Source organism: Rhodococcus sp. USK13 (assembly GCF_018343855.1).
In the GTDB taxonomy this organism is placed as follows: domain Bacteria; phylum Actinomycetota; class Actinomycetes; order Mycobacteriales; family Mycobacteriaceae; genus Rhodococcus_F; species Rhodococcus_F oxybenzonivorans.
In genome coordinates this window covers 6,156,762-6,180,797 of the sequence record NZ_CP069242.1, presented here as the reverse complement: position 1 = coordinate 6,180,797, position 24,036 = coordinate 6,156,762, and the positions used below count along the sequence as shown (strand labels likewise).

General features: G+C 65.2%; 27 protein-coding genes and 1 tRNA gene. 17 read left to right on the top strand and 11 right to left on the bottom strand.

Translation table 11 applies throughout. The features are described 5' to 3' along the window. Positions 1 to 415 precede the first annotated feature (415 nt). Together JQT59_RS30965 and JQT59_RS30960 are read right to left on the bottom strand one after the other, a co-directional pair. Positions 416 to 488: transfer RNA gene (locus JQT59_RS30965), tRNA-Arg, on the bottom strand. Positions 489 to 598: 110 nt separating this feature from the next. Further along, positions 599 to 856, bottom strand: coding sequence for a hypothetical protein (locus JQT59_RS30960; protein ID WP_213573257.1), 258 nt, complete (start codon positions 854 to 856; stop codon positions 599 to 601). 204 nt (positions 857 to 1,060) lie between these two features. Here JQT59_RS30960 and cycA point away from each other — a divergent pair, with 204 nt between their 5' ends. Then, positions 1,061 to 2,539: a D-serine/D-alanine/glycine transporter gene (gene cycA / locus JQT59_RS30955; protein ID WP_213573256.1), complete on the top strand. Its 1,479-nt coding sequence runs from the start codon at positions 1,061 to 1,063 to the stop codon at positions 2,537 to 2,539. A 113-nt stretch (positions 2,540 to 2,652) separates the two neighbouring features. Further along, positions 2,653 to 3,447 carry a M23 family metallopeptidase gene (locus JQT59_RS30950; RefSeq protein WP_213573255.1) on the top strand — a complete coding sequence of 265 codons (795 nt, stop codon included), beginning with the start codon at positions 2,653 to 2,655 and terminating at the stop codon, positions 3,445 to 3,447. Positions 3,448 to 3,450: 3 nt separating this feature from the next. On the opposite strand, the gene JQT59_RS30945 is transcribed toward JQT59_RS30950, so the two are convergent. Further along, positions 3,451 to 3,711, bottom strand: coding sequence for a hypothetical protein (locus JQT59_RS30945; RefSeq protein ID WP_159919981.1), 261 nt, complete (start codon positions 3,709 to 3,711; stop codon positions 3,451 to 3,453). 112 nt (positions 3,712 to 3,823) lie between these two features. Here JQT59_RS30945 and JQT59_RS30940 point away from each other — a divergent pair, with 112 nt between their 5' ends. From JQT59_RS30940 to JQT59_RS30915, 6 genes are all read left to right on the top strand, one after another. Further along, positions 3,824 to 5,332 (top strand): glutamate-cysteine ligase family protein, encoded by a 1,509-nt coding sequence (locus JQT59_RS30940; RefSeq protein WP_213573254.1) that lies wholly within the window; start codon positions 3,824 to 3,826, stop codon positions 5,330 to 5,332. Between the two features lie 152 nt (positions 5,333 to 5,484). Next, positions 5,485 to 5,940 carry an SRPBCC family protein gene (locus tag JQT59_RS30935; RefSeq protein ID WP_213573253.1) on the top strand — a complete coding sequence of 152 codons (456 nt, stop codon included), beginning with the start codon at positions 5,485 to 5,487 and terminating at the stop codon, positions 5,938 to 5,940. 273 nt (positions 5,941 to 6,213) lie between these two features. Further along, entirely contained in the window at positions 6,214 to 7,098 is an 885-nt protein-coding gene (locus JQT59_RS30930; protein ID WP_109327547.1) for a universal stress protein, read from the top strand. 58 nt (positions 7,099 to 7,156) lie between these two features. After that, a complete protein-coding gene (locus JQT59_RS30925; protein WP_213573252.1) occupies positions 7,157 to 8,197 on the top strand; it encodes an LLM class F420-dependent oxidoreductase in 1,041 nt (346 codons plus the stop codon). A gap of 55 nt (positions 8,198 to 8,252) precedes the next feature. Beyond that, complete coding sequence (locus JQT59_RS30920) at positions 8,253 to 9,140, top strand: universal stress protein (RefSeq protein WP_109334909.1); 888 nt, start codon at positions 8,253 to 8,255, stop codon at positions 9,138 to 9,140. Between the two features lie 5 nt (positions 9,141 to 9,145). After that, on the top strand, positions 9,146 to 9,781 hold the full coding sequence (locus JQT59_RS30915; RefSeq protein ID WP_213573251.1) for a response regulator: 636 nt from the start codon (positions 9,146 to 9,148) through the stop codon (positions 9,779 to 9,781). On the opposite strand, the gene JQT59_RS30910 is transcribed toward JQT59_RS30915, so the two are convergent. Next, on the bottom strand, positions 9,778 to 11,421 hold the full coding sequence (locus JQT59_RS30910) for a sensor histidine kinase (RefSeq protein WP_213573250.1): 1,644 nt from the start codon (positions 11,419 to 11,421) through the stop codon (positions 9,778 to 9,780). The two genes, JQT59_RS30915 and JQT59_RS30910, sit on opposite strands and share 4 nt — an antisense overlap. 115 nt (positions 11,422 to 11,536) lie before the next feature. Here JQT59_RS30910 and JQT59_RS30905 point away from each other — a divergent pair, with 115 nt between their 5' ends. Then, complete coding sequence (locus JQT59_RS30905; protein ID WP_213573249.1) at positions 11,537 to 12,160, top strand: Tat pathway signal protein; 624 nt, start codon at positions 11,537 to 11,539, stop codon at positions 12,158 to 12,160. Between the two features lie 11 nt (positions 12,161 to 12,171). Here JQT59_RS30905 and JQT59_RS30900 read toward each other — a convergent pair whose 3' ends face one another. The 5 genes from JQT59_RS30900 to JQT59_RS30880 all read right to left on the bottom strand — a co-directional run bounded on the left by JQT59_RS30900 (position 12,172) and on the right by JQT59_RS30880 (position 15,074). Continuing rightward, on the bottom strand, positions 12,172 to 12,897 hold the full coding sequence (locus tag JQT59_RS30900; RefSeq protein WP_213573248.1) for an SRPBCC family protein: 726 nt from the start codon (positions 12,895 to 12,897) through the stop codon (positions 12,172 to 12,174). A 1-nt stretch (position 12,898) separates the two neighbouring features. Further along, positions 12,899 to 13,225 (bottom strand): cupin domain-containing protein, encoded by a 327-nt coding sequence (locus JQT59_RS30895; RefSeq protein WP_159919999.1) that lies wholly within the window; start codon positions 13,223 to 13,225, stop codon positions 12,899 to 12,901. Positions 13,226 to 13,296: 71 nt separating this feature from the next. Then, positions 13,297 to 13,695 (bottom strand): hypothetical protein, encoded by a 399-nt coding sequence (locus JQT59_RS30890; RefSeq protein ID WP_213573247.1) that lies wholly within the window; start codon positions 13,693 to 13,695, stop codon positions 13,297 to 13,299. Positions 13,696 to 13,767: 72 nt separating this feature from the next. Continuing rightward, positions 13,768 to 14,274, bottom strand: coding sequence for a dihydrofolate reductase (locus JQT59_RS30885; RefSeq protein WP_213573246.1), 507 nt, complete (start codon positions 14,272 to 14,274; stop codon positions 13,768 to 13,770). Then, on the bottom strand, positions 14,274 to 15,074 hold the full coding sequence (locus JQT59_RS30880; protein WP_109327565.1) for a thymidylate synthase: 801 nt from the start codon (positions 15,072 to 15,074) through the stop codon (positions 14,274 to 14,276). Before JQT59_RS30880 ends, JQT59_RS30885 begins: the two co-directional genes overlap by 1 nt. Positions 15,075 to 15,161: 87 nt before the next feature. On the opposite strand from JQT59_RS30880, the gene cobF reads away from it, so the two are divergent. The 5 genes from cobF (at position 15,162) to JQT59_RS30855 (ending at position 19,349) form a co-directional block, all read left to right on the top strand. After that, positions 15,162 to 15,911 (top strand): precorrin-6A synthase (deacetylating), encoded by a 750-nt coding sequence (gene cobF / locus JQT59_RS30875; protein ID WP_213573245.1) that lies wholly within the window; start codon positions 15,162 to 15,164, stop codon positions 15,909 to 15,911. A 9-nt stretch (positions 15,912 to 15,920) separates the two neighbouring features. Beyond that, the gene (locus JQT59_RS30870; protein ID WP_213573244.1) at positions 15,921 to 16,787 is read left to right on the top strand and encodes an Fpg/Nei family DNA glycosylase; all 867 of its coding nucleotides are present in this window, start codon (positions 15,921 to 15,923) and stop codon (positions 16,785 to 16,787) included. Positions 16,788 to 16,813: 26 nt separating this feature from the next. Beyond that, a complete protein-coding gene (gene purT, locus JQT59_RS30865; RefSeq protein ID WP_213573243.1) occupies positions 16,814 to 18,025 on the top strand; it encodes a formate-dependent phosphoribosylglycinamide formyltransferase in 1,212 nt (403 codons plus the stop codon). Then, positions 18,022 to 18,504: a DUF456 domain-containing protein gene (locus JQT59_RS30860; protein WP_213573242.1), complete on the top strand. Its 483-nt coding sequence runs from the start codon at positions 18,022 to 18,024 to the stop codon at positions 18,502 to 18,504. Before purT ends, JQT59_RS30860 begins: the two co-directional genes overlap by 4 nt. Before the next feature lie 74 nt (positions 18,505 to 18,578). Next, complete coding sequence (locus tag JQT59_RS30855) at positions 18,579 to 19,349, top strand: hypothetical protein (RefSeq protein ID WP_213573241.1); 771 nt, start codon at positions 18,579 to 18,581, stop codon at positions 19,347 to 19,349. 13 nt (positions 19,350 to 19,362) lie between these two features. Here the strand turns inward: JQT59_RS30855 and JQT59_RS30850 are convergent, their stop codons facing one another. Together JQT59_RS30850 and JQT59_RS30845 are read right to left on the bottom strand one after the other, a co-directional pair. Continuing rightward, a complete protein-coding gene (locus JQT59_RS30850; RefSeq protein WP_213573240.1) occupies positions 19,363 to 20,118 on the bottom strand; it encodes an amidohydrolase family protein in 756 nt (251 codons plus the stop codon). A gap of 89 nt (positions 20,119 to 20,207) precedes the next feature. Beyond that, the gene (locus JQT59_RS30845; protein ID WP_213573239.1) at positions 20,208 to 21,599 is read right to left on the bottom strand and encodes an FAD-dependent oxidoreductase; all 1,392 of its coding nucleotides are present in this window, start codon (positions 21,597 to 21,599) and stop codon (positions 20,208 to 20,210) included. Between the two features lie 258 nt (positions 21,600 to 21,857). On the opposite strand from JQT59_RS30845, the gene JQT59_RS30840 reads away from it, so the two are divergent. The 3 genes from JQT59_RS30840 to JQT59_RS30830 all read left to right on the top strand — a co-directional run bounded on the left by JQT59_RS30840 (position 21,858) and on the right by JQT59_RS30830 (position 24,011). After that, a complete protein-coding gene (locus JQT59_RS30840; protein WP_109327581.1) occupies positions 21,858 to 22,304 on the top strand; it encodes an Rv0361 family membrane protein in 447 nt (148 codons plus the stop codon). A 67-nt stretch (positions 22,305 to 22,371) separates the two neighbouring features. After that, entirely contained in the window at positions 22,372 to 22,791 is a 420-nt protein-coding gene (locus JQT59_RS30835; RefSeq protein ID WP_213578242.1) for a rhodanese-like domain-containing protein, read from the top strand. Further along, positions 22,788 to 24,011 (top strand): O-succinylhomoserine sulfhydrylase, encoded by a 1,224-nt coding sequence (locus JQT59_RS30830; protein WP_213573238.1) that lies wholly within the window; start codon positions 22,788 to 22,790, stop codon positions 24,009 to 24,011. Before JQT59_RS30835 ends, JQT59_RS30830 begins: the two co-directional genes overlap by 4 nt. Positions 24,012 to 24,036: the final 25 nt, after the last annotated feature.

Below are 24,036 nucleotides of genomic sequence, written 5' to 3'. Positions count from 1 at the left end.
CGCATGACCCAGCGGTACGACCGGGCGCGCAGCAACCTCGACCGGCACGGGCAACTACGTCCGCGCCTCATTCCTCGGCGGCGCCGCGTAGTCACGGACAGACGAATGCGGCCCGGCCGGGGCTTCCCTCCCCGAACCGGACCGGACCGCGTGAGCACGCTACAACCGCGCACCGACATAAACGCACCCACTCTCAGTGCGAGAGCGGGGGCGTTTGGTTCGTTTATGCGCGTATCAAACCAGACGATCCGGACCCTGGGTGGAAATGAGCCCTGTGTTGGACTCTCCACTTACTCTCCACTTTGGTCGACACAACTCGGCACAAACGGGAACAAGCGTTCGACGGGGAATCGCGGCGAAACTTGAAATCTGCTGGTAGGCGACATCTTTGACTTATTCCGCCTTGTGTCATATGTGCCCTCGGCAGGATTCGAACCTGCGACCTACCCTTTAGGAGAGGGTTGCTCTATCCCCTGAGCTACGAGGGCGCGTGTACACCCGTGGCGTACGCCGTGGTGAGTGTAGCGGGAATTGGGGTGCGCTCGCGATCCGGAGTGCATAGTCGGCAACAGATGTCCTGGCGGGGCTTGCCTGGCAGTCAAGAGACGGCGTGCCGGGCGCGGGAGGTGGCGTTCCGGTAGTCGAGGCCGCAGACCCGCATGACCTGACCGAGCGTGAGGTACCCGTCCATGGTCGTGGCCTTCGCGAACTTGCCGTCCGCGCGCACGGCGACGGTCACGGTAGAGCGGTCGCAGTCGATGCGTGCGAGTTCGTACTCGTCCACACCGTTGCTCGCACGGGCGGCGGTCCGCACGGCGCCCTGTGCGTACGCGATCTCGATGAGGTCGTCGATCATGAACTCAGCTCCTGCCTCGGTAAGTTCTAGGAAGGTTAGCCTTAGCTGGGTGTGGCCTGTCAACCCCTGCGTCTGAAGACACTGCCCTCGAACGCGGGTCTCGAGGAAATCGCGCGTAACGTGACCCACGCTTTTGTGGGGTGCGTTTCTCGGGCGCCAGACCCCGAGGGCGCGGCACGTACGACGAAAGGGTTGCGGGTTTCCATGGCTGACCGAACTTCCTCGACGGGCGCGATCGGATCGGAATCGGGCGAAACTCCGTCCACCGGATCAGCGGAAGCACCGCATCTGTCGCGGCAGCTGGCCAACCGTCATATCCAGCTGATTGCGATCGGTGGAGCCATCGGCACGGGCCTCTTCATGGGCTCCGGCAAGACGATCTCGCTGGCAGGGCCGTCGGTGATCTTCGTGTACATGATCATCGGCTTCATGCTGTTCTTCGTCATGCGGGCGATGGGTGAACTTCTGCTCTCGAATTTGCAGTACAAGTCCTTCTCCGACTTCGCGGCAGACCTTCTCGGCCCGTGGGCCGGATTCTTCACCGGCTGGACGTACTGGTTCTGCTGGATCGTCACCGGAATCGCCGACATCATCGCCATCTCGGGTTACGTGCAGTACTGGTGGCCAGACCTGCAATTGTGGATTCCAGCGGTCGTCGCTATTGCAGCGTTGCTTCTGCTGAACCTCCCCACCGTGCGGGCGTTCGGCGAGACCGAATTCTGGTTCGCTCTGATCAAGATCATCGCAATCGTCAGTCTCATCGTGGTGGGTCTCGTCATGGTGTTCGCCCACTTCACTGCCCCGAACGGTGCTCAGGCCGGCTTCGACAATCTGTGGAACGACGGTGGCATGTTCCCCACTGGCGCAATGGGTTTCGTCGCCGGATTCCAGATCGCGGTGTTCGCGTTCGTGGGCATGGAACTGGTCGGCACCACCGCGGCCGAAGCGAAGGATCCGGAGAAGAACCTTCCGAAGGCGATCAACTCCATCCCCATCCGCATTCTGTTGTTCTACGTGGTGTCGCTGATAGTGATCATCTCGGTCACGCCGTGGCGTGAGGTGGTTCCCGGCGAGAGTCCCTTCACGGCGATGTTCTCGCTCGCCGGTCTCGCGATCGCGGCGGGAGTGATCCAGTTCGTGGTGTTGACCTCTGCCGCGTCGTCGGCCAACTCGGGTATCTACTCGACGTCACGGATGGTTTACGGTCTCGCCCGCGAGGGTGACGCACCCGCCCGATTGGGCACGCTCAGCTCGCGCCGGGTGCCGGCCAACGCGTTGATGTTCTCGTGCACGTTCCTGCTGTCGGCCATCGCGCTTCTCTTCTCCGGCGATTCCGTGATCGAAGCCTTCACGACGGTAACGACGATCTCGTCCGTGCTCTTCATGTTCGTGTGGACGATGATCCTGGCCAGTTACCTCGTCTACCGGAAACGTCGGCCGGAACTGCACGAGGCGTCGGCCTTCAAGATGCCCGGCGGTGTGGTGATGTGCTGGGTGGTGCTGGCCTTCTTCGTGTTCCTGCTCTGGGCTCTGACGCAGGAAGAGGACACGCTCGAGGCGCTGCTCGTCACGCCCCTCTGGTTCGTCGTGCTGGGTATCGCCTGGGCGGTGGTGCGGACGCGCGCCCCACACAAGGCCCGCTATGCCGAATTCCGCGCCGAACTCGAGCGGCGCAAAGCATAAAGATTCGGTCACGGTGGCGCTGACCTATATCGTTTTGTTACATTCGTCGCCAGACAGAGGAGCCCACCCCACACGGGGCGTGCTGCAATCCGACGACTGACGAGGTATCAACTGTGGGTTCCCACCACCGCTCGAACGGCAATTCGCTCCGATTCGAGATCGATCCGGACGCGGCGCGCGGGCGCCATCGCACTGCGCAGACCGGAGCGGGAGTGGGCGTGAAGGCAGCAACGGTTGCGGCGGCCACCGGCGCCCTCGTCGTCGGCGCAGCCCAGCTCGGAGCGGGCAGCGCGGCCGCTGCCCCGGCCGACTCGCACGCTGTCGAGCCGGCAGCACCGCACACCGCTCCCAACCTTCCCTTCGAGATTCCGGCGGGCGTCCTCCCTGCCGGATTCGAATTGCCTGCAGATTTGGGGGCTGCCGTCCAGAACTTCGGCGGACCCGACCTGGGGGCGCAGGCACAGCAGTGGCTGAGCTCGGTCAACCCCGTCAAGCCGCACGCGGTACAGCCGGTCTCGGGCACCCTCACATCCAACTTCGGCTCGCGCTGGGGGGCGCACCACGGCGGCATCGACATCGCCGCTCCCATCGGTACCCCCGTCCTTGCGGCCGCCGATGGTCAGGTCATCGACGCCGGCGCTGCGTCCGGTTTCGGCCTGTGGGTGCGGTTGCTTCATGACGACGGCACCGTGACGGTGTACGGGCACGTCAACGACTACACCGTCGCCGTCGGGCAGCGTGTCTCCGCCGGACAGCAGATCGCTCACGTGGGCAACCGTGGTCAGTCCACCGGCCCGCACCTGCATTTCGAGGTCCATGACGCCGCCGGCAACAAGGTCGATCCCGCCCACTGGTTGAAGGAAAACGGCGTGGCTGTCACGTGGGGCGACGCCGGCGCCAACGCCTGAGTCTCATTCCGGCTCGAGATCCGGGTCGTTACGGAAGACGAGGGGCCCACCGTCGAGGGCTATCGCCCATCGGCGCGACACGGCCCAGTTGCGGCCGTAGGACTCGTCGGTGATGTCCTGGACGCCGCCGAACTCGTCGACGATGACGCCCGTCTCGAGTGGCCACTCCTTCTCGGGAAGCTCGGGATCGACCGAATGGCGGGTCTTCACCCGCGTTCCCACGCTGAACTCTGGTTTCTTCCTCGAGTCGGTGTGAGGTGTCATCTCGGATCCTTCCGCTCACCAGCGTCTGGTTCGAGGTTATCCCGCCACCCCGGTCTCGTGCCGACCGAACGGATATGCTCGCGGAACCGAAGTCGCAGAGCAGAGGAGTGGCATGGGCCGCGAGGTCACCTCTCGGACATTCAGCCGAGCAGATCGACGTTTGTTCCGCCAGAAGGTCCTGATGTGCGCCGACGCGCTCGAACGCATGCTGCAGGAAGGCGCTTTCCGGGACGACATCGATCCACCACGACCGATGTTGGGCATGGAGATCGAGTTCAATCTCGTGCACGCAGACATGACGCCGGCCATGTCCAACAATGCCGTGCTCGAGTCGATCGGTGACGACGCGGTGTTTCAGACCGAGCTGGGTCAGTTCAACGTGGAGATGAACGTCAAACCAGGGCCGCTTGTCGGTGACGGGACGTTCGACCTCGAGCGCACGCTGCGGGCATCACTGTCCGTCGTCGATGCCCGGATCCACCGCCACGACGCACAACTGGTCATGATCGGGATGCTGCCGACCCTCGAGCTCGAGCACCTGGATCGCGAGTGGATCTCGGCCAACCCTCGGTACGAACTGCTCAACGAGCAGATCTTCGCGGCACGTGGGGAGGACATCGAACTCGACCTCGAGGGTGTCGCTCTCGAAGGCCGTCCGCAGGAGCAACTTCGTGCCGACAGCAATTCTGTGGTCCCCGAGGCAGCGTGCACGTCACTGCAACTGCATCTGCGAGTGGCACCCGAAGAGTTCGCTGCACATTGGAATGCTGCCCAGTGCCTCGCAGGTGCGCAGGTCGCGCTGGCAGCCAACTCGCCGTTTCTCGCGGGGAAGGCGCTGTGGCACGAATCGCGCATACCGATCTTCGAGCAGGCTACCGATACCCGACCCCTCGAGCTCAAGAATCAGGGCGTCCGTCCACGGGTGTGGTTCGGGGAACGGTGGATCTCGTCGGTCTTCGACCTGTTCGAGGAGAACTCCCGGTACTTTCCGGCGCTTCTTCCGGAGGTGACGGATGTCGACCCCGCGGCCGAACTGGACGCCGGCCGCATTCCCGACCTGAGTGAACTGCAAATGCACAACGGCACCATCTATCGCTGGAATCGTCCCGTTTACGACTGTGCCGACGGCAAACCGCACCTGCGGATCGAGAACCGGGTGTTGCCTGCCGGCCCCACCGTGCTCGACATCATGGCCAACGCGGCCTTCTACTACGGCGCATTGCGAGGACTGGTCGAAGCCGATCAGCCCGTATGGGCGCGCATGTCGTTCGACGCGGCGGAGGAAAACCTACGCGCCGGTGCCCAGCACGGCATGGATGCCCAGATGTACTGGCCGGGTGTCGGCACGCTGGGAGCGGACGAGCTGGTACTGCGGAGGCTACTGCCGATCGCCGACCAGGGACTGGCGGCCTTCGGCCTGTCACAGAAAGCGCGGGACCGCTACCTCAGCGTCATCGAGGGCCGATGCCTCACCCGGCAGACAGGGGCAGCGTGGCAGCGCGCGCAGGTAGTTCGTCACGAGGACGCCGGGATGAACCGGCGGGACGCGCTCGCCGCCATGATGCGTCAGTACGTCGAGAACATGCGTGACGGGAGCCCTGTCCACACGTGGCGAGTGTGAACCCCGGACGGTGACGAATCTTCCCCGTCGACGGCCGCCGCTCGGTGCTTCGATGAGCTAACCATGGGTGACATCGGCGCGGCTCGGGAGGACGATGAAAACGGACCGGTCTCATTTCATCTGGTCCATTCATCTGCCAATCCGTACAAGGAATGATTGCAATGCCGGTTACCGAGCAGTCCGTCGTCATCGCCCGCCCTCCCTCGGAAGTCTGGAATTATCTGACCGTCGCGGAGAACTGGCCCTCGTGGGAATCGTCGATCGTCGAATGCGAGCAGCTCACCGACGGGGACCCCGGGGTAGGCACCCGGTGGCGCGGAGCAACGCGGATCCTGGGGAAGCGATTCGAGTGGGTCAGCGAGTTCGTCGAATATCAGCCGGCGAAGGCCGGTGTATCCAAGTCGGTGGAGGGCCAGATCGGATTCACAGCCTCGACGAGACTCGAAGAGGTCGACGGCGGCACCCTGTTCACCTATCGCGTCGACAGCGACAGTGGTCTCGGAGGCATCTTCGGCAAGCTGGCGGACCCCACCGTCAACAAGGCGTACTCCCGCACGGTGCGGGCGAGTCTGGACAACCTTGCCGACCTGCTCACCACCGAAAGCTGAACTCGGAAAGGTGCACCACCCCGACGTCGAACAGAGATGTGATGTCGGTGACAGCGGTGTCGATCAACGGTCCGTCGGTAGCGGGTCGCGCAGTCGTGATGTGCTCGACCAATGTATCTGTCCAACAACCCCTTTGAAATATACACACGGAACTATCCGCAGGGCGCCCGACCCGCGAAGGGGCTGGAGTCTATGGTGCGTGGTGATGCCGGCCCGTTGCTGAAAGATGAAGGGCGGCAGACCCGAATTGGCGACCGGGGATAGTGTGGAGGCATGAGCGCACGGGACCGCAACAGTGTCGTCGTCGGGGTCGACGGTTCGGACAGCTCCAAGGCTGCGGTGCGAATGGCGGCTGAACTGGCCACCGAGCGCGGACTGAATCTGAAGATCATCCACGCGCTCGATTTCGCCCCGTACGGTTTCGGTGGGCCCTACATGGACTCGGGGGGCGTGTACGAGTGGGTCGAGGCGAGCGGGAAAACGATCCTCGCCGAAGCCCAGGAACAGGCGTACGTGGTCAACCCCATCATCGATGTCTGCACCGAGCTGTCCATCGGCAGCAGCGCTCAGTGGCTCGTCGACCTATCCGAGACCGCGCGGATGGTGGTGGTCGGCGCGTCGGGGTCGGGGGCTGCGGCCACGGCCCTGCTCGGCAATACCGCGATCAACGTCACCAGTCACGCGCATTGCCCGGTCGTGGTGGTACGCGGTGACGCGCACTCCGGCGGCCCGGTCGTGGTCGGGGTCGACGGGAGTCGCACCAGCGAACGCGCCATCGCCGTGGGCTTTCATGAGGCCTCGTTGCGGAACGCGGCGCTGGTGGCCGTCCACGTCTGGAGCGACCTCGGCCCGATGACCTTCGACGACCCCCGCAACGCCGCGCTGGTGCCCGCCGGCCTCGAGGAGGACGAGCGGGCAGTGCTCGCCGAGCGACTCGCCGGCTGGCAGGAAAAGTACCCTGACGTGCAGGTCTCTCGGAAGGTTTACGTCGACAACCCGCGAGCCCGGCTGCTCGGATGGTCGAAGAAGGCGCAGCTCGTGGTGGTCGGCAGCCGGGGGCGAGGCGGGTTCACCGGGATGCTGCTCGGCTCGACCAGTAACAGTCTGGTGTGCGGTGCCCATTGTCCCGTCGTCGTCGTGAGGCCTGAACGCCCCTGACGCCATCGGCGGCAGTAGTGTGCTGAGTTAGAGAAGAACGCCAGGATTGGGGAGCGACGTGCGCATCGGTATGGGCTTGAACTACAGCGGCGGATTCGCCGAAACGGTCGCAGAGGTCGCAGACCTGGAAAGGGCGGGCCTCGACATCGCGTTCGTGCCCGAGGCCTACTCGTTCGACGCGGTGAGCCAGCTAGGCTACCTGGCCGCCAAGACGTCCACGCTCGAACTGGCCTCGGGAATCTTCCAGATCTACACCCGTACGCCGAGCCTGACCGCCATGACGGCCGCCGGTCTCGACTTCGTGTCCAACGGACGCTTCGTCATGGGTCTGGGCGCGTCGGGCCCACAGGTGATCGAGGGCTTCCACGGCGTCAAGTACGACGCACCGCTCGGCCGCACTCGTGAGGTCGTCGAAATCTGTCGTCAGGTGTGGCGTCGTGAAAAGGTTCAGTTCCAGGGCAAGTACTACCAGGTGCCGCTTCCTGCGGATAAGGGCACAGGCCTAGGCAAGCCGCTCAAGATCATCAATCATCCTGTGCGTGAGCGCATTCCGATCATCATCGCCTCTCTCGGCCCCAAGAACGTCGAGCTGACGGCCGAGATCGCGGAGGGCTGGGAGCCGCTCTTCTACCACCCGGAGAAGGCGGCAAGTGTGTGGGGCGAGCCACTGGCCAAGGGCAAGGCCAAGCGCGACCCCAGCCTCGGTGAGCTGCAGGTTTATGCGTCGCCGGCGCTCGCTATCGGTGAAGACGTGGAGCACATGCTCGACTGGGTTCGCCCGAGTCTCGCGCTGTACATCGGCGGCATGGGTGCCAAGGGCAAGAACTTCTACAACGACCTCGCGGTCCGGTACGGCTACGAGAAAGAAGCCGAGACGATCCAGGATCTCTATCTTGCAGGCAAGAAGGACGAGGCCACCGCGGCGGTGCCCGACGAACTCGTCCGGGCCGTCTCGCTGATCGGACCGGAGAGTTACGTGGCGGAGCGCGTCGCGGCGTTCGCCGAGTCCGGCGTCACCACTCTCACCGTGTCGCCGCTGGCCGCCGACCGAGCTGGCCGCGTCGAGTTGGTCGAGAAGCTGCGCAAGATCTGCGGGTAACCGAACCACCGAATTGCCGTGCCTGGAAGCAGGTGTGAAGGAGGGGAAGGCGATCATGACCGGACATAAGCCGATCATCGTGGGTGTCGACGGATCCGAGTCGGCGTCCGCTGCCGTCGTGTGGGCGGCCCGGACTGCAGCTGCGCTGTCCCTGCCACTGCACATCGTGACGGTGGTGCATATCCCCGCCTTCTACTACACCGAGCCCTATCTGGCCGAGAGCTTCAAGGAAGAGCTGGCCGACACTGCCAAGGCCCGCCTCGGCAGTGCCCGCGTACTGGCCAAGCAGACCGTGGACGGCAGCCTCGACATCACCACCGAGCAGCACGAGGGCAAGGTGAGTCAGACGCTGATCGCCCTGTCTGCCGACGCGCACATGGTGGTTCTCGGCTCGCGCGGGCACGGTGAGTTCACCGGGTTGCTGGTCGGTTCCACCACATCCTCGGTGGCGGCCCACGCACAGTGCCCGCTGGTGGTGGTGCGTGGCCGCACACTCGACGGGCGGCCGCCCACGGAAGGTCCGATCGTGGTCGGCGTCGACGGTTCGGAAAGTAGCAAGGCGGCAGTGGACGTCGCCTTCGCGCAGGCGTCGGCGACGTCGTCGACGTTGGTCGCGGTGAACGTGTGGAGTGACGTCAGCGTTCAGCCTTCGCTCGGTGCAAGCCCGGACGACCCCTTGTGGGGGGGTATCCAAACCGGGGAAGAGGTAGTACTTTCCGAGCGGCTCGCCGGCTTCCAGGAGCGGTATCCCGACGTCACGGTCGAACGCGTCGTCGCGCGGGATCGTCCGGTGCGTGTCCTCAGTGAATTCGCCGAAAAGGCGCAGCTCGTCGTGGTCGGAAGCCGTGGGCGCGGCGGCTTCACGGGCATGCTGCTCGGTTCCACCAGTAATGCCCTGATGCATACCGCCGACTGTCCGGTGATGATCGTGCGGGAACAGTAGAAAGCATGACCACACGAGTGTTTCTCGTCGACGACCACGAGATCGTTCGCCGGGGCCTGGTCGACCTATTCGGCAGCGTGCCGGATCTGGAAGTGGTCGGGGAGGCGGGTTCGGTAGCGGAGGCGTTGGCCCGGTTGCCCGCCAGCGGTGCGGATGTCGCCGTCCTGGACGTCCGGCTGCCGGACGGCAATGGTGTGGAGCTGTGCCGGGACCTTCGAGCCGCCCTGCCTGCGCTCCGCTGCCTCATGCTCACGTCGTATTCGGACGACGAGGCGTTGTTCGACGCGCTCATGGCGGGTGCGTCCGGTTTCGTCCTCAAGCAGATTCTCGGCACAGACCTGGTAGCCGCAGTCCGTACGGTGGGGCAGGGGGGTTCGCTACTCGACAGCCGTGCCACGTCGGCGCTGATGCAGCGCATTCGGTCCGAGCGGAGGGAAGATCCGCTCGCGCAACTGTCGGAACAGGAACGGGCGGTGTTCGAGCTGATCGGGGAGGGTCTCACCAACCGGGAGATCGCCGAGCGGCTGTTCCTCGCCGAGAAGACGATCAAGAACTACGTCTCGCGACTGTTGGCCAAGCTGGGAATGCAAAGGCGCACTCAGGCAGCGGTATTGGCGACCGAGCTGCGGCGCCGGACCTAGGAGATGGGTACTCGCCATGTGACGAGTGTCCCCGAGGGGCCCGTCTCGACGGTGCAGGTGCCGCCGCACAACTCTGCTCGGCGATCGAGGTTGGCCAGGCCGCTACGGTCTCCTGGCGTGATGCCGATCCCGTCGTCCTCTACGGTGATGGCGAGTTCGTCTTCGGCTGCGATGCAGATGTCGATCGTGGTCGCGCGAGCATGCCGCAGCGCATTACTCAGGGCTTCACGCAGGACTGCCTCGGCGTGTTGGTGGATCCGGTTCGGCACGAGTGTGTCGATGGCGCCGGCGAATTGAACGTTGGGAGCGATCGGTGACTGCGCCGTGAGATCACTGACCACGTCGAGGAAACGTCTGCGCAGGCTCGTCGCGGACGCGGCATCGGTGGCCTGAAGATCGAAGATGGTGGTACGGATTTCGCGCACCGTCCGATCGAGTTGCTCGACTGCGGTGGCCACGATCGAACGCACCGCCTCGGGCACATGTCCGTCGGCGTCGGTGCTCTGCAGGCTCATACCCGTGGCGAAGAGACGCTGAATCACGTTGTCGTGCAAGTCCCGGGCTATCCGGTCGCGATCGGCGAGTACCGACAACAGTCGCTGTTTGCGCTGTTGGTCCGCGAACTCGACTGCCACAGCGGCGAGGTCGGCCACCGACTCGAGCCGAGCAACCTCGTCGGGGTCCCAGGGCTCGTTCCCGCGGGCGGTGACCACCAGGACGCCGCCGACCCCAGATGCCGTCGACAACGGAAGAACGGCGGCGCGACCGGCATCCGGCGAGAACGGCGCCAGACCGGCCAATCCCGTCAGCAGAGCGGGAGTCCGGGAATGCTGGACCTCGGCCAGCGGCTCGGCGTGCGCAGCGATCCGATAGGCGTCGGGAAGGGGACGTGCGGCGGTCTCCGCTCCCACAACGGCGCCGTCGCCCTGCGTGACGACGATGAACACCTCGTCGCCGCTCGACAATTCGCGTACCTGCCCGGCGAGGGTACGTAGGGTCTCGTCGAGTGAGCCACCGATCATCAAGCGCGACGTGATGGAGGCGACCGCCGTCAGCCACCGCTCGCGCGTCCGCGACTCCTCGAACAACCGGGCGTTGTCTACGGCCACCCCGGCCGACGTGGCGAGTGCGAGCAGGATCACCTCGTCCTCTTCCGTGAACTCGGGACCGCTGCGTTTCTCGGTGAGGTAAATGCTGCCGAAGACGGTCCCGCGCATCATGATGGGCGCGCCGAGGAAGCTATTCATCGGTGGGTGGCCGGGCGGAAGGCCTACAGATGCGGGATGGCGGGAGAGGTTCGGCAGACGGACCGGGCGCGGGTCGTTGATCAGGAGGCCGAGCAGCCCGCGACCTTCCGGGAAATGGCCCATCCCGGCGCGCTCGTCCGGGGTGATGCCCCGAAACACGAACTCGGCCAGACCGCCGTCGGGGGCACGCACACCCAGTGCGCCGTAGCGGGCGTCGAGCAGCGAGGTGGCCGAATCGACGATGCGCTGCAGGGTGGAATCGAGTTCGAGACCCGACCCCACCACGAGGACCGCCTCGAACAGACGCTGCAAACTCTGACGGGTGGGGACGACCTCGCTGAGTCCTCCGCGAGGCAGTCTGATCCTCATCCCGTGCTGGTCGTCCCGTCCCATGTCAGCAGCATAGGTGTGAGAGGGGGGTAACGCCCGGAACTGGGTATCGATAGAGGCGCGAGAGTGTTTACTCATTCGAAGTAACGCTTATCCATGAAGGACGAGGAGAAGAAGAATGAATCGACGGCACTTCGGACGACGGATCGCGGCAGGCCTGACCGCTGCAGTGGCAGCGACGATGATGTTTACCGGGGCGGCTTCGGCGCAGCCCACAGATTCAGTTCCGGCTGTCGACCCCACCACGGCGATCGCCAAGCTGCGGACCGCTGCAGCAGGTAATCCGGACGCCGAGGCCGCCATCGAACGGCTGGCACTCTCACCGACCGATGCGGCCGCGATGGACATCGCCCTGCCGGGCCAGATCTTCCAGGTTCCCGCGTACTCCGACACCGGTCAGGGCGGACCCGTCCTCGGCCAGCTGTACGGCGCCGGAGTGGCAACCAACATGAGCAACCAGTTCCGCTTCGGGTTCTTCGGGGGACCGGGGACCATCGCTGCCGACCAGGCGGGTGCCCAGCTCGAGGTCGTGTATTACAGCTTCGCCACCGGTGCCAGTGGCGTCGTCAAGCTGGACCAGAACAACGTGGCGGTTCCCACCGTCATCTCCACCCCGCCGGTCGCGGGTCTCGGTGGTGGCCTGGTCGTGGCGGCCGTGTACGGGTCGCTGAATCATCAGGTCGGTCCGAACATCGTCAAGAGCACGATCTGGTGGCCCAGTCTGGGGACCGTGCTCGCCTGACAGTCGAGCAACTAGGTGGCGGGTCCGGCCGACGGCCGGGCCTGCCACCACTCCGTCCAGCGCTCCTCCAGCTCGCGGAACTCTTCCTCGTCCAGGCCGTACACGGCCAGCAGTATCTGAGCACCACCGTGCGGGCGCGCAGAGTTGACCGGCTGCTCGCCGAACTGCAGCAGTCCAGGGCCGAGATCGTCGACACTTACCGCGGTCTGGTGTTCGCCGACGAAGCACACCACGCCGGACAGCAGGTCGCCCGCCGCAGAGACGGCGCTGAAGTGGTCGCCCGGCCTCGCGCCGGTGATCTTGTCGAGGCCCAGCAGATGCTGCGCCGAATCTCCCTGCGCGACTGGGCCTTCGAGAAACAGTGTGCGCCGCTCCGCCAATCCGTGCCGCTCGATGCCGAATTTCAGGAACTGCAGAAACGTGGTCCAGCCCTCGGTGACGTCGTCATACCAGTCGCCCGCGTCCGGGCTGCTGTCGCGGGGTGGCCGGGTGATCCGCACGAGGGTAGTGCCCTCGTGTTCGTGGAGTGTGAAGCGGTCACCCCCGGCCAAGGCCAGGCTGTACGTGGCAGGATCCTCGGTCACGTCGCGGAAATAGATTTCCTCGATCTCGGCGTCGAGGCCGTCATAATCCCATCCGTGCCAGCGCCGGATCAGCTCCGGATCCCGCAGCGCGGGCCACACCACGGACGGCGCCGCAGCCACGGACACCCCGATCACCGGTTGCGTATCGGTCATGTCACATGGCGACGGTGAGCAGAAAAGCCACGTCCTCCAGCGCTTCGACGCTGTGCCGATCACTCGGGAGAACCAGGAAATCGCCCGAGGAGCCTTTCCATGAATCCTCGCCCGATACCAGGGTCAGCTTGCCGCTGAGAATGAACAGAGTGCCTTCGCCCGGGCTCTCGTGCTCAGCCATCTTCTGACCTGCGGTGAGCGCGACAACGGTCTGACGGAGACTGCGCCGGTGGCCGCCGTACACGGTCTGCGAACTGCGACCGCTGGACGTCCCGCCTGCCAACTTCAGTTGCTGACGGGCAAGGGCGGTCAGTGACTTCTTGTCCATGAGTCGAGTATGACCCAACGCGCGCACCGTCACCCGGTGAATGGGGTAACGGTGCGGTCGTGGTGCTGTGGTCAGCGACGGGCGAGTGTCCACCCCTGCAGCGCCGCGAAGGCCCCGACCACAGCAGCCTGCAGTACAGCCCAGGCAGCTCCGGCAGTGGTGAGATGCTGCCATCCCGCGAGTACGAGTGCCAGGCTGGCGACCACCCACGCGGCATTGGCGACGATGACGGCCTCGACGGCCGCGGTTCGCGGGCGGTCGGGCGCACTCACCGACCACACGCCCACGGCGAAGGCGAGGAGGAACACCCCGATGACCCGCAGAAAACCCGTCGTCGGACCGAGCAGGCCGTCGAGTAGGCCGGCGGCAACGAGATAGGCAAGCCCGTTGACGCCCGTGACGACGGCGTCGAGGCGCAATACGATGCGCAGCGGGGAGAGGGCGGTTCGGGCTTCGAGTGCGGCGATCATGTCGGCGATCCTCACGTGAGACGAGTGAACGGGTATGTCACTCAGACTCGCGCCGAAGCCGAATGCTCTCAATTACCTTGCAGGTAATGCCCGGGTGTAGGTAATCCACCGGTACCGGGTGCCGTTCTTCGCCGACGTGAGCCACTCACCGGTGTCCTCAGCGTGCCAGGAGTCGTCGATCGGCGGTGCCCAGGCATCGCCGTCGACCGTGACGTCGACTTCGGTGACGAACAACCGTGTGGCGAAAGGCATTGCCGCGTTGTAGATTTCGCCACCGCCCATGATACAGACGTCCTCGTTCGTCAGTGCCAGCGCCGATGCGAGCCCGGACGCGGTCTCCGCGCCCTCCGCCATCCAGTCCGGCTGCCTGGTGACCACGATGTTGCGCCGCCCCGGTAGTGGCCGGAACTTTGTCGGCAACGAGTCCCAGGTCTTGCGGCCCATCACCACGGGGTGTCCCTGCGTGACCTTCTTGAAGTACGCCATGTCCTCGGGCACGTGCCACGGAATGGTGTTGTCGCGACCGATGACGCCACCGTTCGCCTGCGCCCAGACCAGGCTGACCTGCCGTGCGCCCACTAGACGGCCACCGGAGCCTTGATGGCCGGGTGATGCCGGTAGTCGACGATCTCGACGTCCTCGAAGGTGTAGTCGAAGATCGAATCCCGCTTGTTCAGCTTCAACGTCGGATACGGAAACGCTTCCCGGCTCAGCTGCTCCGTGACCTGGTCCACGTGATTGTCGTAGATGTGGCAGTCGCCGCCCGTCCAGATGAAGTCACCCGGTTGGAGTCCGGCCTGCTGCGCCACCATATGGGTGAGCAGCGCGTAGCTGGCGATGTTGAACGGAACACCCAGGAACATGTCCGCGCTGCGCTGATACAGCTGGCACGACAACCGGCCGTCCGCCACGTAGAACTGGAAGAACGCATGGCACGGCGCCAACGCCATCTGCGGGATGTCGCCGACGTTCCACGCCGACACGATGATGCGCCGGGAATCCGGATTCGACTTCAGCGTCTCGATGGTCTGGGTGATCTGATCGATGTTCTCACCCGAGGGGGTGGGCCAGCTGCGCCACTGCACGCCGTAGACCGGGCCGAGTTCACCGTCCGCGTCGGCCCACTCGTCCCAGATGGTCACGCCGTTGTCCTGGAGCCATTTCACGTTCGAGTCGCCGCGTAGGAACCACAGCAGCTCGTAGACGATCGACTTGAGGTGCACCTTCTTGGTCGTGACCAGCGGAAACCCGTCCGCGAGATTCCACCGCATCTGATGACCGAAGACACTCCTCGTGCCGGTTCCTGTGCGGTCGGCCTTCGGCGTGCCGGTGTCCAGCACGAGTCGGAGGAGGTCTTCGTACGGGGTCGGCACAGTCACGGCGTTCAGTTTAGGCGGCTCCGCCGCCCGTGAGTGGTCTGCGGGTCCCTGGAGTCCTCGACCACTCACGAGCGATAGCCTTCGCCCATGCGTGAACTTCTCGTGATCGGCATCGGCGCCGGCGACCCCGACCAGGTGACCGTCCAGGCGATCAAGGCGATGAACAAGGCTGATGTGTTCTTCGTCATCGGCAAGGGCGACGAGAAGCAGGACCTCGTCGATCTCCGCACCACCATTCTCGACGAACACGTCACCGGTCCGTATCGGGTGGTCGACATCGTCGACCCGCCGCGGAACCGCACGCCCGACGACTACGAGGGCGTGGTGGACGACTGGCACGAGCGCCGGGCGGCACTGTTCGAGGAGAAGTTCGCGGCCGAACCGGGAGTCGGGGCGATCCTCGTGTGGGGTGACCCGTCGCTGTACGACAGCACGTTGCGGATCGTCGAGCGAGTACTCGCCCGCGGAAATGTGTCGTTCGACTACTCGGTGATCCCTGGCGTGACCAGTGTGCAGTCGCTGGCGGCGGGACACCGGATGGTGCTCAACCGGATCGGTGAACCCATTCACATCACCACCGGTCGCCGGCTTGCCGAGGGACTCCCCGAGGGCGTCGACAACGCGGTGGTGATGCTCGACGCGAACACGACGTTCACCCAAGTGCCCGGCGAGGACGTGCAGATCTGGTGGGGCGCCTACCTGGGCACCCCCGACGAGGTTCTCATCTCCGGTCGCCTCCGCGACGTCGAAAGCGAGATCCAGCGGGTGCGGACCGAACTTCGCGAGCGCAAGGGCTGGATCATGGACACGTACCTGCTGCGGCGGTACGTCCGTTAGCCTGGTGCCATGCCCGAGCTGCCGGAGGTGGAGGCGTTAGCCGAGTTCCTGCGGAAACATGCCGTGGGCGCGGTCGTCGGACGGGTGGACGTGGCCGCGCTGAGTGTCCTGAAGACGTTCGACCCGCCGATCACGGCGTTGCAGGGCCGGGATGTGACGGGTGCTGCCCGTTTCGGTAAGCACCTGGCCCTCGACTGCGACGGGGTGTGGTTGGTCACGCATCTCTCCCGCGGAGGATGGTTGCGCTGGACCGACAACCCGTCGGCCGCCCCACCGAAGCCGGGGAAGGGTCCGCTCGCGTTGCGGCTCCACTTCTTCACCCCGGAGGGCGCGACACCGGCGTTCGACCTCACCGAGGCGGGAACGAAGAAGCGGCTCGCGGTGTGGGTGGTGCACGACCCGCAGGAAGTGGAGGGGATCGCGCGACTCGGCCCCGACGCCCTGGAGGTCACCGAACCGGAGTTCGCCGCGTTGCTCGAGACCTCCTCTGCGCGGATCAAGAACGCGCTGGTCGATCAGTCTCTGCTGGCAGGCGTGGGCAATGCGTACTCGGACGAAATACTCCACACGGCGAAGATCTCACCGTTCGCGACGGCGAAGACACTGCCGGAGGATTCCGTCCACATTCTGTACGACGCGATGCGCACGGTGCTGACCGATGCTGTCGAACGATCCCTCGGCCAGGATGCCGCGCGGCTCAAGGGGGAGAAGAGATCCGGTATGCGTGTGCACGCGCGCACAGGTCTGCCCTGCCCGGTGTGCGGCGACACGGTGCGGGAAGTGTCGTTCGCGGAGAAGTCTTTTCAGTACTGTGCCACTTGTCAGACCGGCGGCAAGGTGCTCGCGGATCGGCGGATGTCCAGGCTGCTGAAGTAGCTCTACGCACGCATATAGTTGTCGCCATGCGGAAACAGGCACCCGAGCGGTTCGGTACACCTCTGACGGCGGGCGCGATACGTGTGATGCTGCTCGGGTCGGGTGAGCTGGGCAAAGAAGTCATCATCGCCCTGCAGCGACTCGGCGTCGAGGTGATCGCGGTCGACCGGTACGACAATGCGCCCGGGCATCAGGTGGCGCACCGCGCGCACACCGTCGACATGAGCGATCCGGAAGCGCTGTTGCGTCTCGTCGACGCCGAAAAGCCGCACTTCGTCGTTCCCGAGATCGAGGCCATTGCCACCGACGCGCTGGCCACCGTCGAGGAGTCCGGTGCCGCCGTGGTGATTCCGACGGCGCGCGCCACCGCGCTGACCATGAACCGGGAGGGGATACGCCGTCTCGCGGCCGAGGAACTGGGACTCCCGACGTCGCCGTACGAATTCGCCGACTCGCTGGACGCAGTGCGTTCCGCTGTCGAACGCATCGGTGTGCCGTGTGTGATCAAGCCGGTGATGTCCTCGTCAGGGAAGGGGCAATCTACCGTCCGCGATCTCGAGGACGTTGACAAGGCTTGGGAATACGCACTTTCCGGCGGCCGGATCAATCACGGACGCGTCATCGTCGAGGGGTTCGTCGACTTCGACTATGAGATCACCCAGCTCACCGTTCGGGCCGTCGGCGCGGACGGTGAGGTGCACACCGCCTACTGCGAGCCCATCGGTCACCTGCAGGACGCCGGTGATTACGTGGAGTCGTGGCAGCCGCAGGCGATGAGCCCGGTAGCGCTCGCCCGTGCGCGGGAGGTAGCGGGAACGGTGACCGCGGCGCTGGGCGGCAGGGGAGTGTTCGGGGTCGAACTGTTCGTCAAGGGTGACGACGTCTATTTCTCGGAGGTCAGTCCCCGTCCGCACGACACCGGCTTGGTAACACTACGCACCCAACGCTTCTCGGAGTTCGAGCTCCACGCCCGCGCCATACTCGGGCTTCCCGTCGACACCACGCTCATCGCGCCCGGCGCGTCCGCGGTGATCTACGGCGGCAGGGACGCAGTCGGCATCGGTTTCGAGGGTGTCGCCGAGGCGATGGCCGTACCGGAAACCGACCTACGGCTGTTCGGGAAACCCGAAAGCTACGTCCGACGGCGCATGGGAGTGGCCGTGTCCACGGGACCCGACGTCGAGACGGCGCGCAGCAGGGCACGCGAGGCCGCGTCCCGCGTTCGTCCGGTCGAATGAGCACGGGAGCAGAGGCGCTCGTCGGCCTCGTTATCGTGATCGGGTTGATCGGCATCGTCATTCCGGTACTTCCCGGAACGATACTGATCTTCGCCGCAATTCTGGTGTGGGCAATCATGTCCGGCACCGCTACCGCGTGGGCCGTGTTCGCCGCTGCCACGCTGTTTCTCGTAGTGAGTGGCGTCGTGAAGTACACCTGGCCAGGTAAGCGGATGCGCAGTGCCGGCGTGCCCAACATGTCACTCGTCGCCGGTGGACTGACGGGGATCGTCGGATTCTTCGTTATCCCGGTAGTGGGCTTGTTTCTCGGCTTCATCGCGGGAACGTATGTGGCCGAGCTCTACCGGCTGCGGGCGCACAACCGTGCATGGGCGTCGACCTGGCACGCGTGCAAGGCAGTCGGGCTGTCGATGCTGATCGAACTGCTCGGCGCCCTGATCGCCTCCGGTATCTGGCTGGCGGCGGTGGTCGCGACTTAGGGGTATCCAGACGCGGTCGTCACCTGCAAGTATGGAATGCGGAACGAGATCTCCCACCTAGCGGAGGAACGCCCGTGCACACCAAGACGACCTGGATACTCGGTCCCCTCACTGTCATCGTCCTGGCCGTGAGCGGCTGTGGGGACGACTCGTCAGGCTCGTCGGCGGCGAGCGACACCAGCACTCCGAGCGCGAGCACCGCCGCGACCACCACCGCGGCAGCGGCCGCCCTGATGGAGCAGATTCCCTCCCCGTTCGAAGAAGAACCCCAGCTCGAGAGAACCTTCCTCGGCGCGGTGGACGATTCGGACGCCTATGTCGCCGTCGTCACGTCGGGTAGCGACGCTGTCGCATTCCTGTGCGACGGCGACGACATGTGGATGTGGATGTCCGGAACGATGGACGGTGACCGGTTGGCACTGACTGCGCCGGACGGGTCGGCGCTCACCGGCACGATGAGCGACGGAAAGGTGTCGGGGACGGTTACCGCTGCGGGCATGACCGACAAGGCGTTCGAGGCCGCACCCGCGGTGGCCGATGAAGGCCTCTACCGCGCCACCACCAACCGCGACGGTGCCGACTACACCCTCGGTTGGATCATGCGCACTGACGGGGTGCGGGGGCTCGAACGGCAGGCCAACGGATCGACCACAGGTGGTATCGCCGTCGACCGGAACGACGACATGGACGAACGCAATCGGGAGCGGCGGCAGGAGCGCAGGGACGACGATCAGGCCGCATGCGAGCAGATGGGCGGATACAACGACTGGCTCGCCTCACAACCGCAGACACCGCCGGTCAGCGAGATGATGTCGATGAACAGCATGCAGATGGAAGGCTGCTAGCAGCGTCCGTGTTCTAGCAGGGGCCCTGTTCGGAGCTGCAGCGGTACCACTCGCGTGCGTTGTCGCCCATGACGGCATCGAAATCGTCTCCGACCGCCTCCGCGACGATGTCGATGTCGCTGTCCTGGAACACTCTTCGGGAACGGCTGCCGGGGAGGTCGGTGCCGAACATCAGTGCCCGGGGATTGACGGCGTGAATTTGGCGGAGCACTTCGCACACGTCGTCGATGGTGGTTCTACCGAATCCGGTTGCTTTCACGCGTGCGCCGCGGTCGACGAGATCCAGTAGGTAGGGCAGCCCGCGGGTCGACATGCCGAGGTGATCGATACTGACGGCGGGAAGCTTGGCGAACACCGGCTCCAGCGACAACAGGAGGGTGGCGTCGACGTAGAACTCGGCGTGCCAGCCGGCGAGTTCGTAAGCGCGCAGCGCCTGCTTGGTGAGGAGCTTCAGATCGGTCGCGCTGCGGCGGAGGTTGAACCGGACTGCCCGCACGCCGGCAGAATCGAGACGCAGAATGTCCTCGTCAGTGGCGTCGGGCTCGAGGTGTGTGACGCCGACCCAGCTGGGGCCGAGTTCTTCCAACGCGGCAATCAGATAGCTCTGGTCGGTGCCCTGGTACGACGCAGTGACCACGGCGCCACCGTCCACGCCGAAACCTTCGGTCCGTGCCCGGTAATCGGCAATGGTGAAGGGGTCAGGCAGGTAGCCGTGATTCTCGAACACCGGGAACCGGGGATCGATGATGTGCACGTGGGCATCAAACACGGTTCACATTCTGCCTTGTCGCCGGCGTACCACGAGGGACTGCGAAGGGAACCTCCCGTGGGAGGCTCCCTTTCGCTGATGCTCGACGATCAGGCCTTGTCGGGCTCGCTGGCCTTGAGCATGTCTTCGCGTTCGACAACCTTGATGCGCTCGCGGCCCTCGGGCTCACCCAGGCTGCGCTCGTGCGCGTCGAGGCGGTACCAGCCCTGCCAGGTGGTGTACGGAATCTGCTTGCTCTCGAGGTACTCGATGATCCCGTCCTCGGACGGGTTGGCCGGTTCGGCGAAGGTGGGCCGGTCCTCGAGCAGGTTTGCCACGGTCTCGTTGGCGTCGCCCTTGGTGTGCCCGATGAGGCCGACGGGGCCGCGCTTGATCCAGCCGGTGACGTAGGTGGCCGGCATGAACCGGGCGGCACCCTCGGCCGAGTCGTCGGCGATGACGCGTCCGGCCTCGTTGGGGACGGTGCCGGCCTGCTCGTCGAACGGCAGCTTCGCGATGTTCTGCGACAGGTAGCCCACCGCGCGGTACACGGCTTGGACGTCCCAGTCGTTGAACTTGCCGGTGCCCTTGACGTTACCGGTGCCGTCGAGCTGGGTGCGCTCGGTGCGCAGACCGACGACCTTGCCGTCCTCGCCGAGGACCTCGGTGGGTGATTCGAAGAAGTGCAGGTACAGCCGGTGCGGCCGGTTACCGACGTCGCGGATAGCCCAGTCCTGCAGGGTGTTGGCCACCATGTCGACCTGCTTGGAGTTGCGGCGCGCCTGCTCCGAGCCCTCGTCGTAGTCGATGTCCTCGGGGTCGACGATGACCTCGATGGTCGGGGAGTGATCGAGTTCGCGCAGCTCGAGAGGCGTGAACTTGGCCTGCGCCGGTCCGCGGCGGCCGAAGACGTGGACCTCGACGGCCTTGTTGGCCTTGAGCCCCTCGTAAACGTTGGCGGGGATCTCGGTCGGCAGCAGCTCGTCGCCGGTCTTCGCGAGGACACGGGCGATGTCGAGGGCGACGTTGCCGACACCGAGGACAGCGACCTTCTCCGCGTCGAGCGGCCAGGTGCGCGGCACATCGGGGTGGCCGTCGTACCAGGAGACGAAGTCGGCGGCGCCGTAGCTGCCGTCGAGGTCGATGCCCGGGATGTTCAGGTCGCGGTCGGCGTTGGCGCCGGTGGAGAAGATCACCGCGTCGTAGAAGTTGTGCAGGTCTTCGAGGGTGATGTCGGTGCCGTAGTCGATGTTGCCGAGCAGGCGCACCGACGGCTTGTCGAGCACCTTGTGCAGGGCGGTGATGATGCCCTTGATGCGCGGGTGGTCGGGGGCGACGCCGTAACGGATCAGACCGAACGGTGCCGGCATCCGCTCGAACAGGTCGATGCTGATCCCGCCGTCCGAGGCGGCATCAGATTTCATGAGTGCATCGGCAGCGTAGATACCGGCGGGGCCGGCACCGACGATCGCTACGCGCAACGGACGTGTCTGATCAGTCATCTGGAGCGAACTACCTTCTGATGGGCGGACAACGAATTTTCAGCTTAAGTTAAGCCCAGCCTAATCGGGTGGCCGAGGTGTTGCGTCACGCCCCTGCCCGGCCGGGCCCGCACTCGGTGGCGCCGGTGAGAGCTGGGCGGCTCCCATTGTCTGGGCTTGCGAATGTCGAGGGTAGTCGTCTCCCGGTTGGGGGGTCACAAACCGGATTTGTACCAGCTGCTCTATACACTGCTGACCACGCCGAAACGAAGGGAAGTCATGTCCGATCCGAGCGAATCGCCGCACAACGCCGCGGGGGACGACCCGGAGGATCCCCGGCGTACCACTGCCACACCGTTCATCGCCGCCGTCGCCCTCGTCGTGATCATCCTGGTCGCGATCGTCGTCGGCAGTATTCTCTCGCCCGCCGACGAGAACGTCACCGAGGCCGACCGCATCAACCGCTCGGTGGCCGATTACATCCAGGCCCGCAATCATGACGACGCCGACCTGCAGAAGTCGTTGGTGTGTTCTACCTGGTCGGACGACCGGTCACCGCTCGCAGGGCGCGAAGGGGAGATCACCCTGCAGGGTGTCGACTCCTCCGAGGTGAACGGCGACCGCGCCCGGGCAGAGGTGCGGATCACGGCCGAGGACGGTCGCGGTGAGGCGACGGACACCTGGCAGCTGACCCGCTCCGGCGACAAGTGGGTCGTGTGCAATTGATGCGGGCCCAGAAGAGGGCCGCTTGCCCGGGAGGGCATCGATAAGAGGGTTGTGAAAAGCTGACATGGTGAGTTACGCAGGCGACATAACGCCGGAGCATGCCTGGGAGCTGCTTCGCGACAATCCCGACGCTGTGCTGGTCGACGTACGAACAGATGCCGAATGGAAATATGTCGGTGTTCCCGATACGTCCGCACTGGGCAAGCAGCCGGTGCTGATCGAGTGGGTGAGCTATCCCCACGGTGCCCGTAACGACAATTTCGTGGATCAGTTGAAGGAAGCCGGGATCACCGGGGGCGAGGACGCACCCGTCATCTTCCTGTGTCGATCCGGTCAGCGTTCCATCGGTGCGGCGGAGGCCGCGACAGCGGCGGGCATCGGCCCGTCGTACAACGTGCTCGACGGTTTCGAAGGCGCCTTGGACGCCGACGGTCATCGTGGGGCGGTCGGCTGGCGGGCGCTAGGCCTGCCGTGGAGGCAGTGGTGAGTGCAATTCCCCAGGGCGGCGCGTTTCAGAAGGCGCTGCCGGACGGCATCGGTCAGGGCACGATCAGTGTGCGCGGCGGAACCCTCCGATCAGGCTTCGAAGAAACGTCCGAAGCGATCTTCCTGAATTCGGGCTTCGTGTTCGAGAGCGCGGGAGCGGCCGAGGCGTCGTTCACCGGCGACATCGACCACTTCGTCTACTCGCGTTACGGCAACCCGACCGTGAAGATGTTCGAGGAGCGGCTCCGTCTCATCGAGGGTGCGGAAGCGTGCTTCGCCACCGCGAGCGGGATGTCGGCGGTGTTCACCGCCCTGGGCGCCCTGCTGAAGGCCGGCGACCGCCTGGTGGCGGCGCGCAGCCTGTTCGGGTCCTGCTTCGTGGTGTGCAACGAGATCCTGCCCCGCTGGGGTGTCGAGACCGTGTTCGTCGACGGCGAAGACCTCGACCAGTGGGAGGAGGCCCTCTCGACGCCGACCACGGCAGTGTTCTTCGAGACGCCTTCCAACCCGATGCAAACCCTTGTGGACGTGCCGCGCGTGGTGGAGCTGGCGCATGCGGCAGGTGCCAAAGTCGTGCTCGACAACGTGTTTGCTACGCCGCTGCTGCAACGCAGCCTCGATCTGGGAGCTGACGTCGTCGTCTACTCCGGGACGAAGCACATCGACGGGCAGGGGCGCGTGCTCGGGGGTGCGATCCTCGGCTCACAGGAGTACATCGACGGTCCGGTCCAGAACTTGATGCGTCACACCGGTCCGGCACTCAGTCCGTTCAACGCCTGGACGCTACTCAAGGGCCTGGAGACGATGCCGATCCGCGTTCGGCACTCGGTCGGTTCCGCTTTGCAGATCGCGCGGTTCCTCGAATCGAATGCCGCGGTCGAGTGGGTCAAGTACCCGTACCTCGAGTCCCATCCCCAGCACGAGCTCGCCAAGCGCCAGATGAGCGGCGGCGGCACGGTGGTCACCTTCGCGCTCGCCGCCCCCGAGAACGAGGCCAAGAAGCGTGCGTTCGAAGTACTCGACGCGCTGCGGCTGGTCAACATTTCGAACAATCTCGGTGACTCCAAGTCGCTCATCACCCACCCCGCCACCACGACCCACCGGGCAATGGGACCCGAAGGGCGTGCGGCAGTGGGAATTACGGACGGGGTCGTCCGGCTCTCCGTCGGACTCGAAGACACCGAGGACCTACTGTCCGACCTCGAGCACGCGCTGAGCTGAGCTGACGCAGCACCCGTGAGTACTT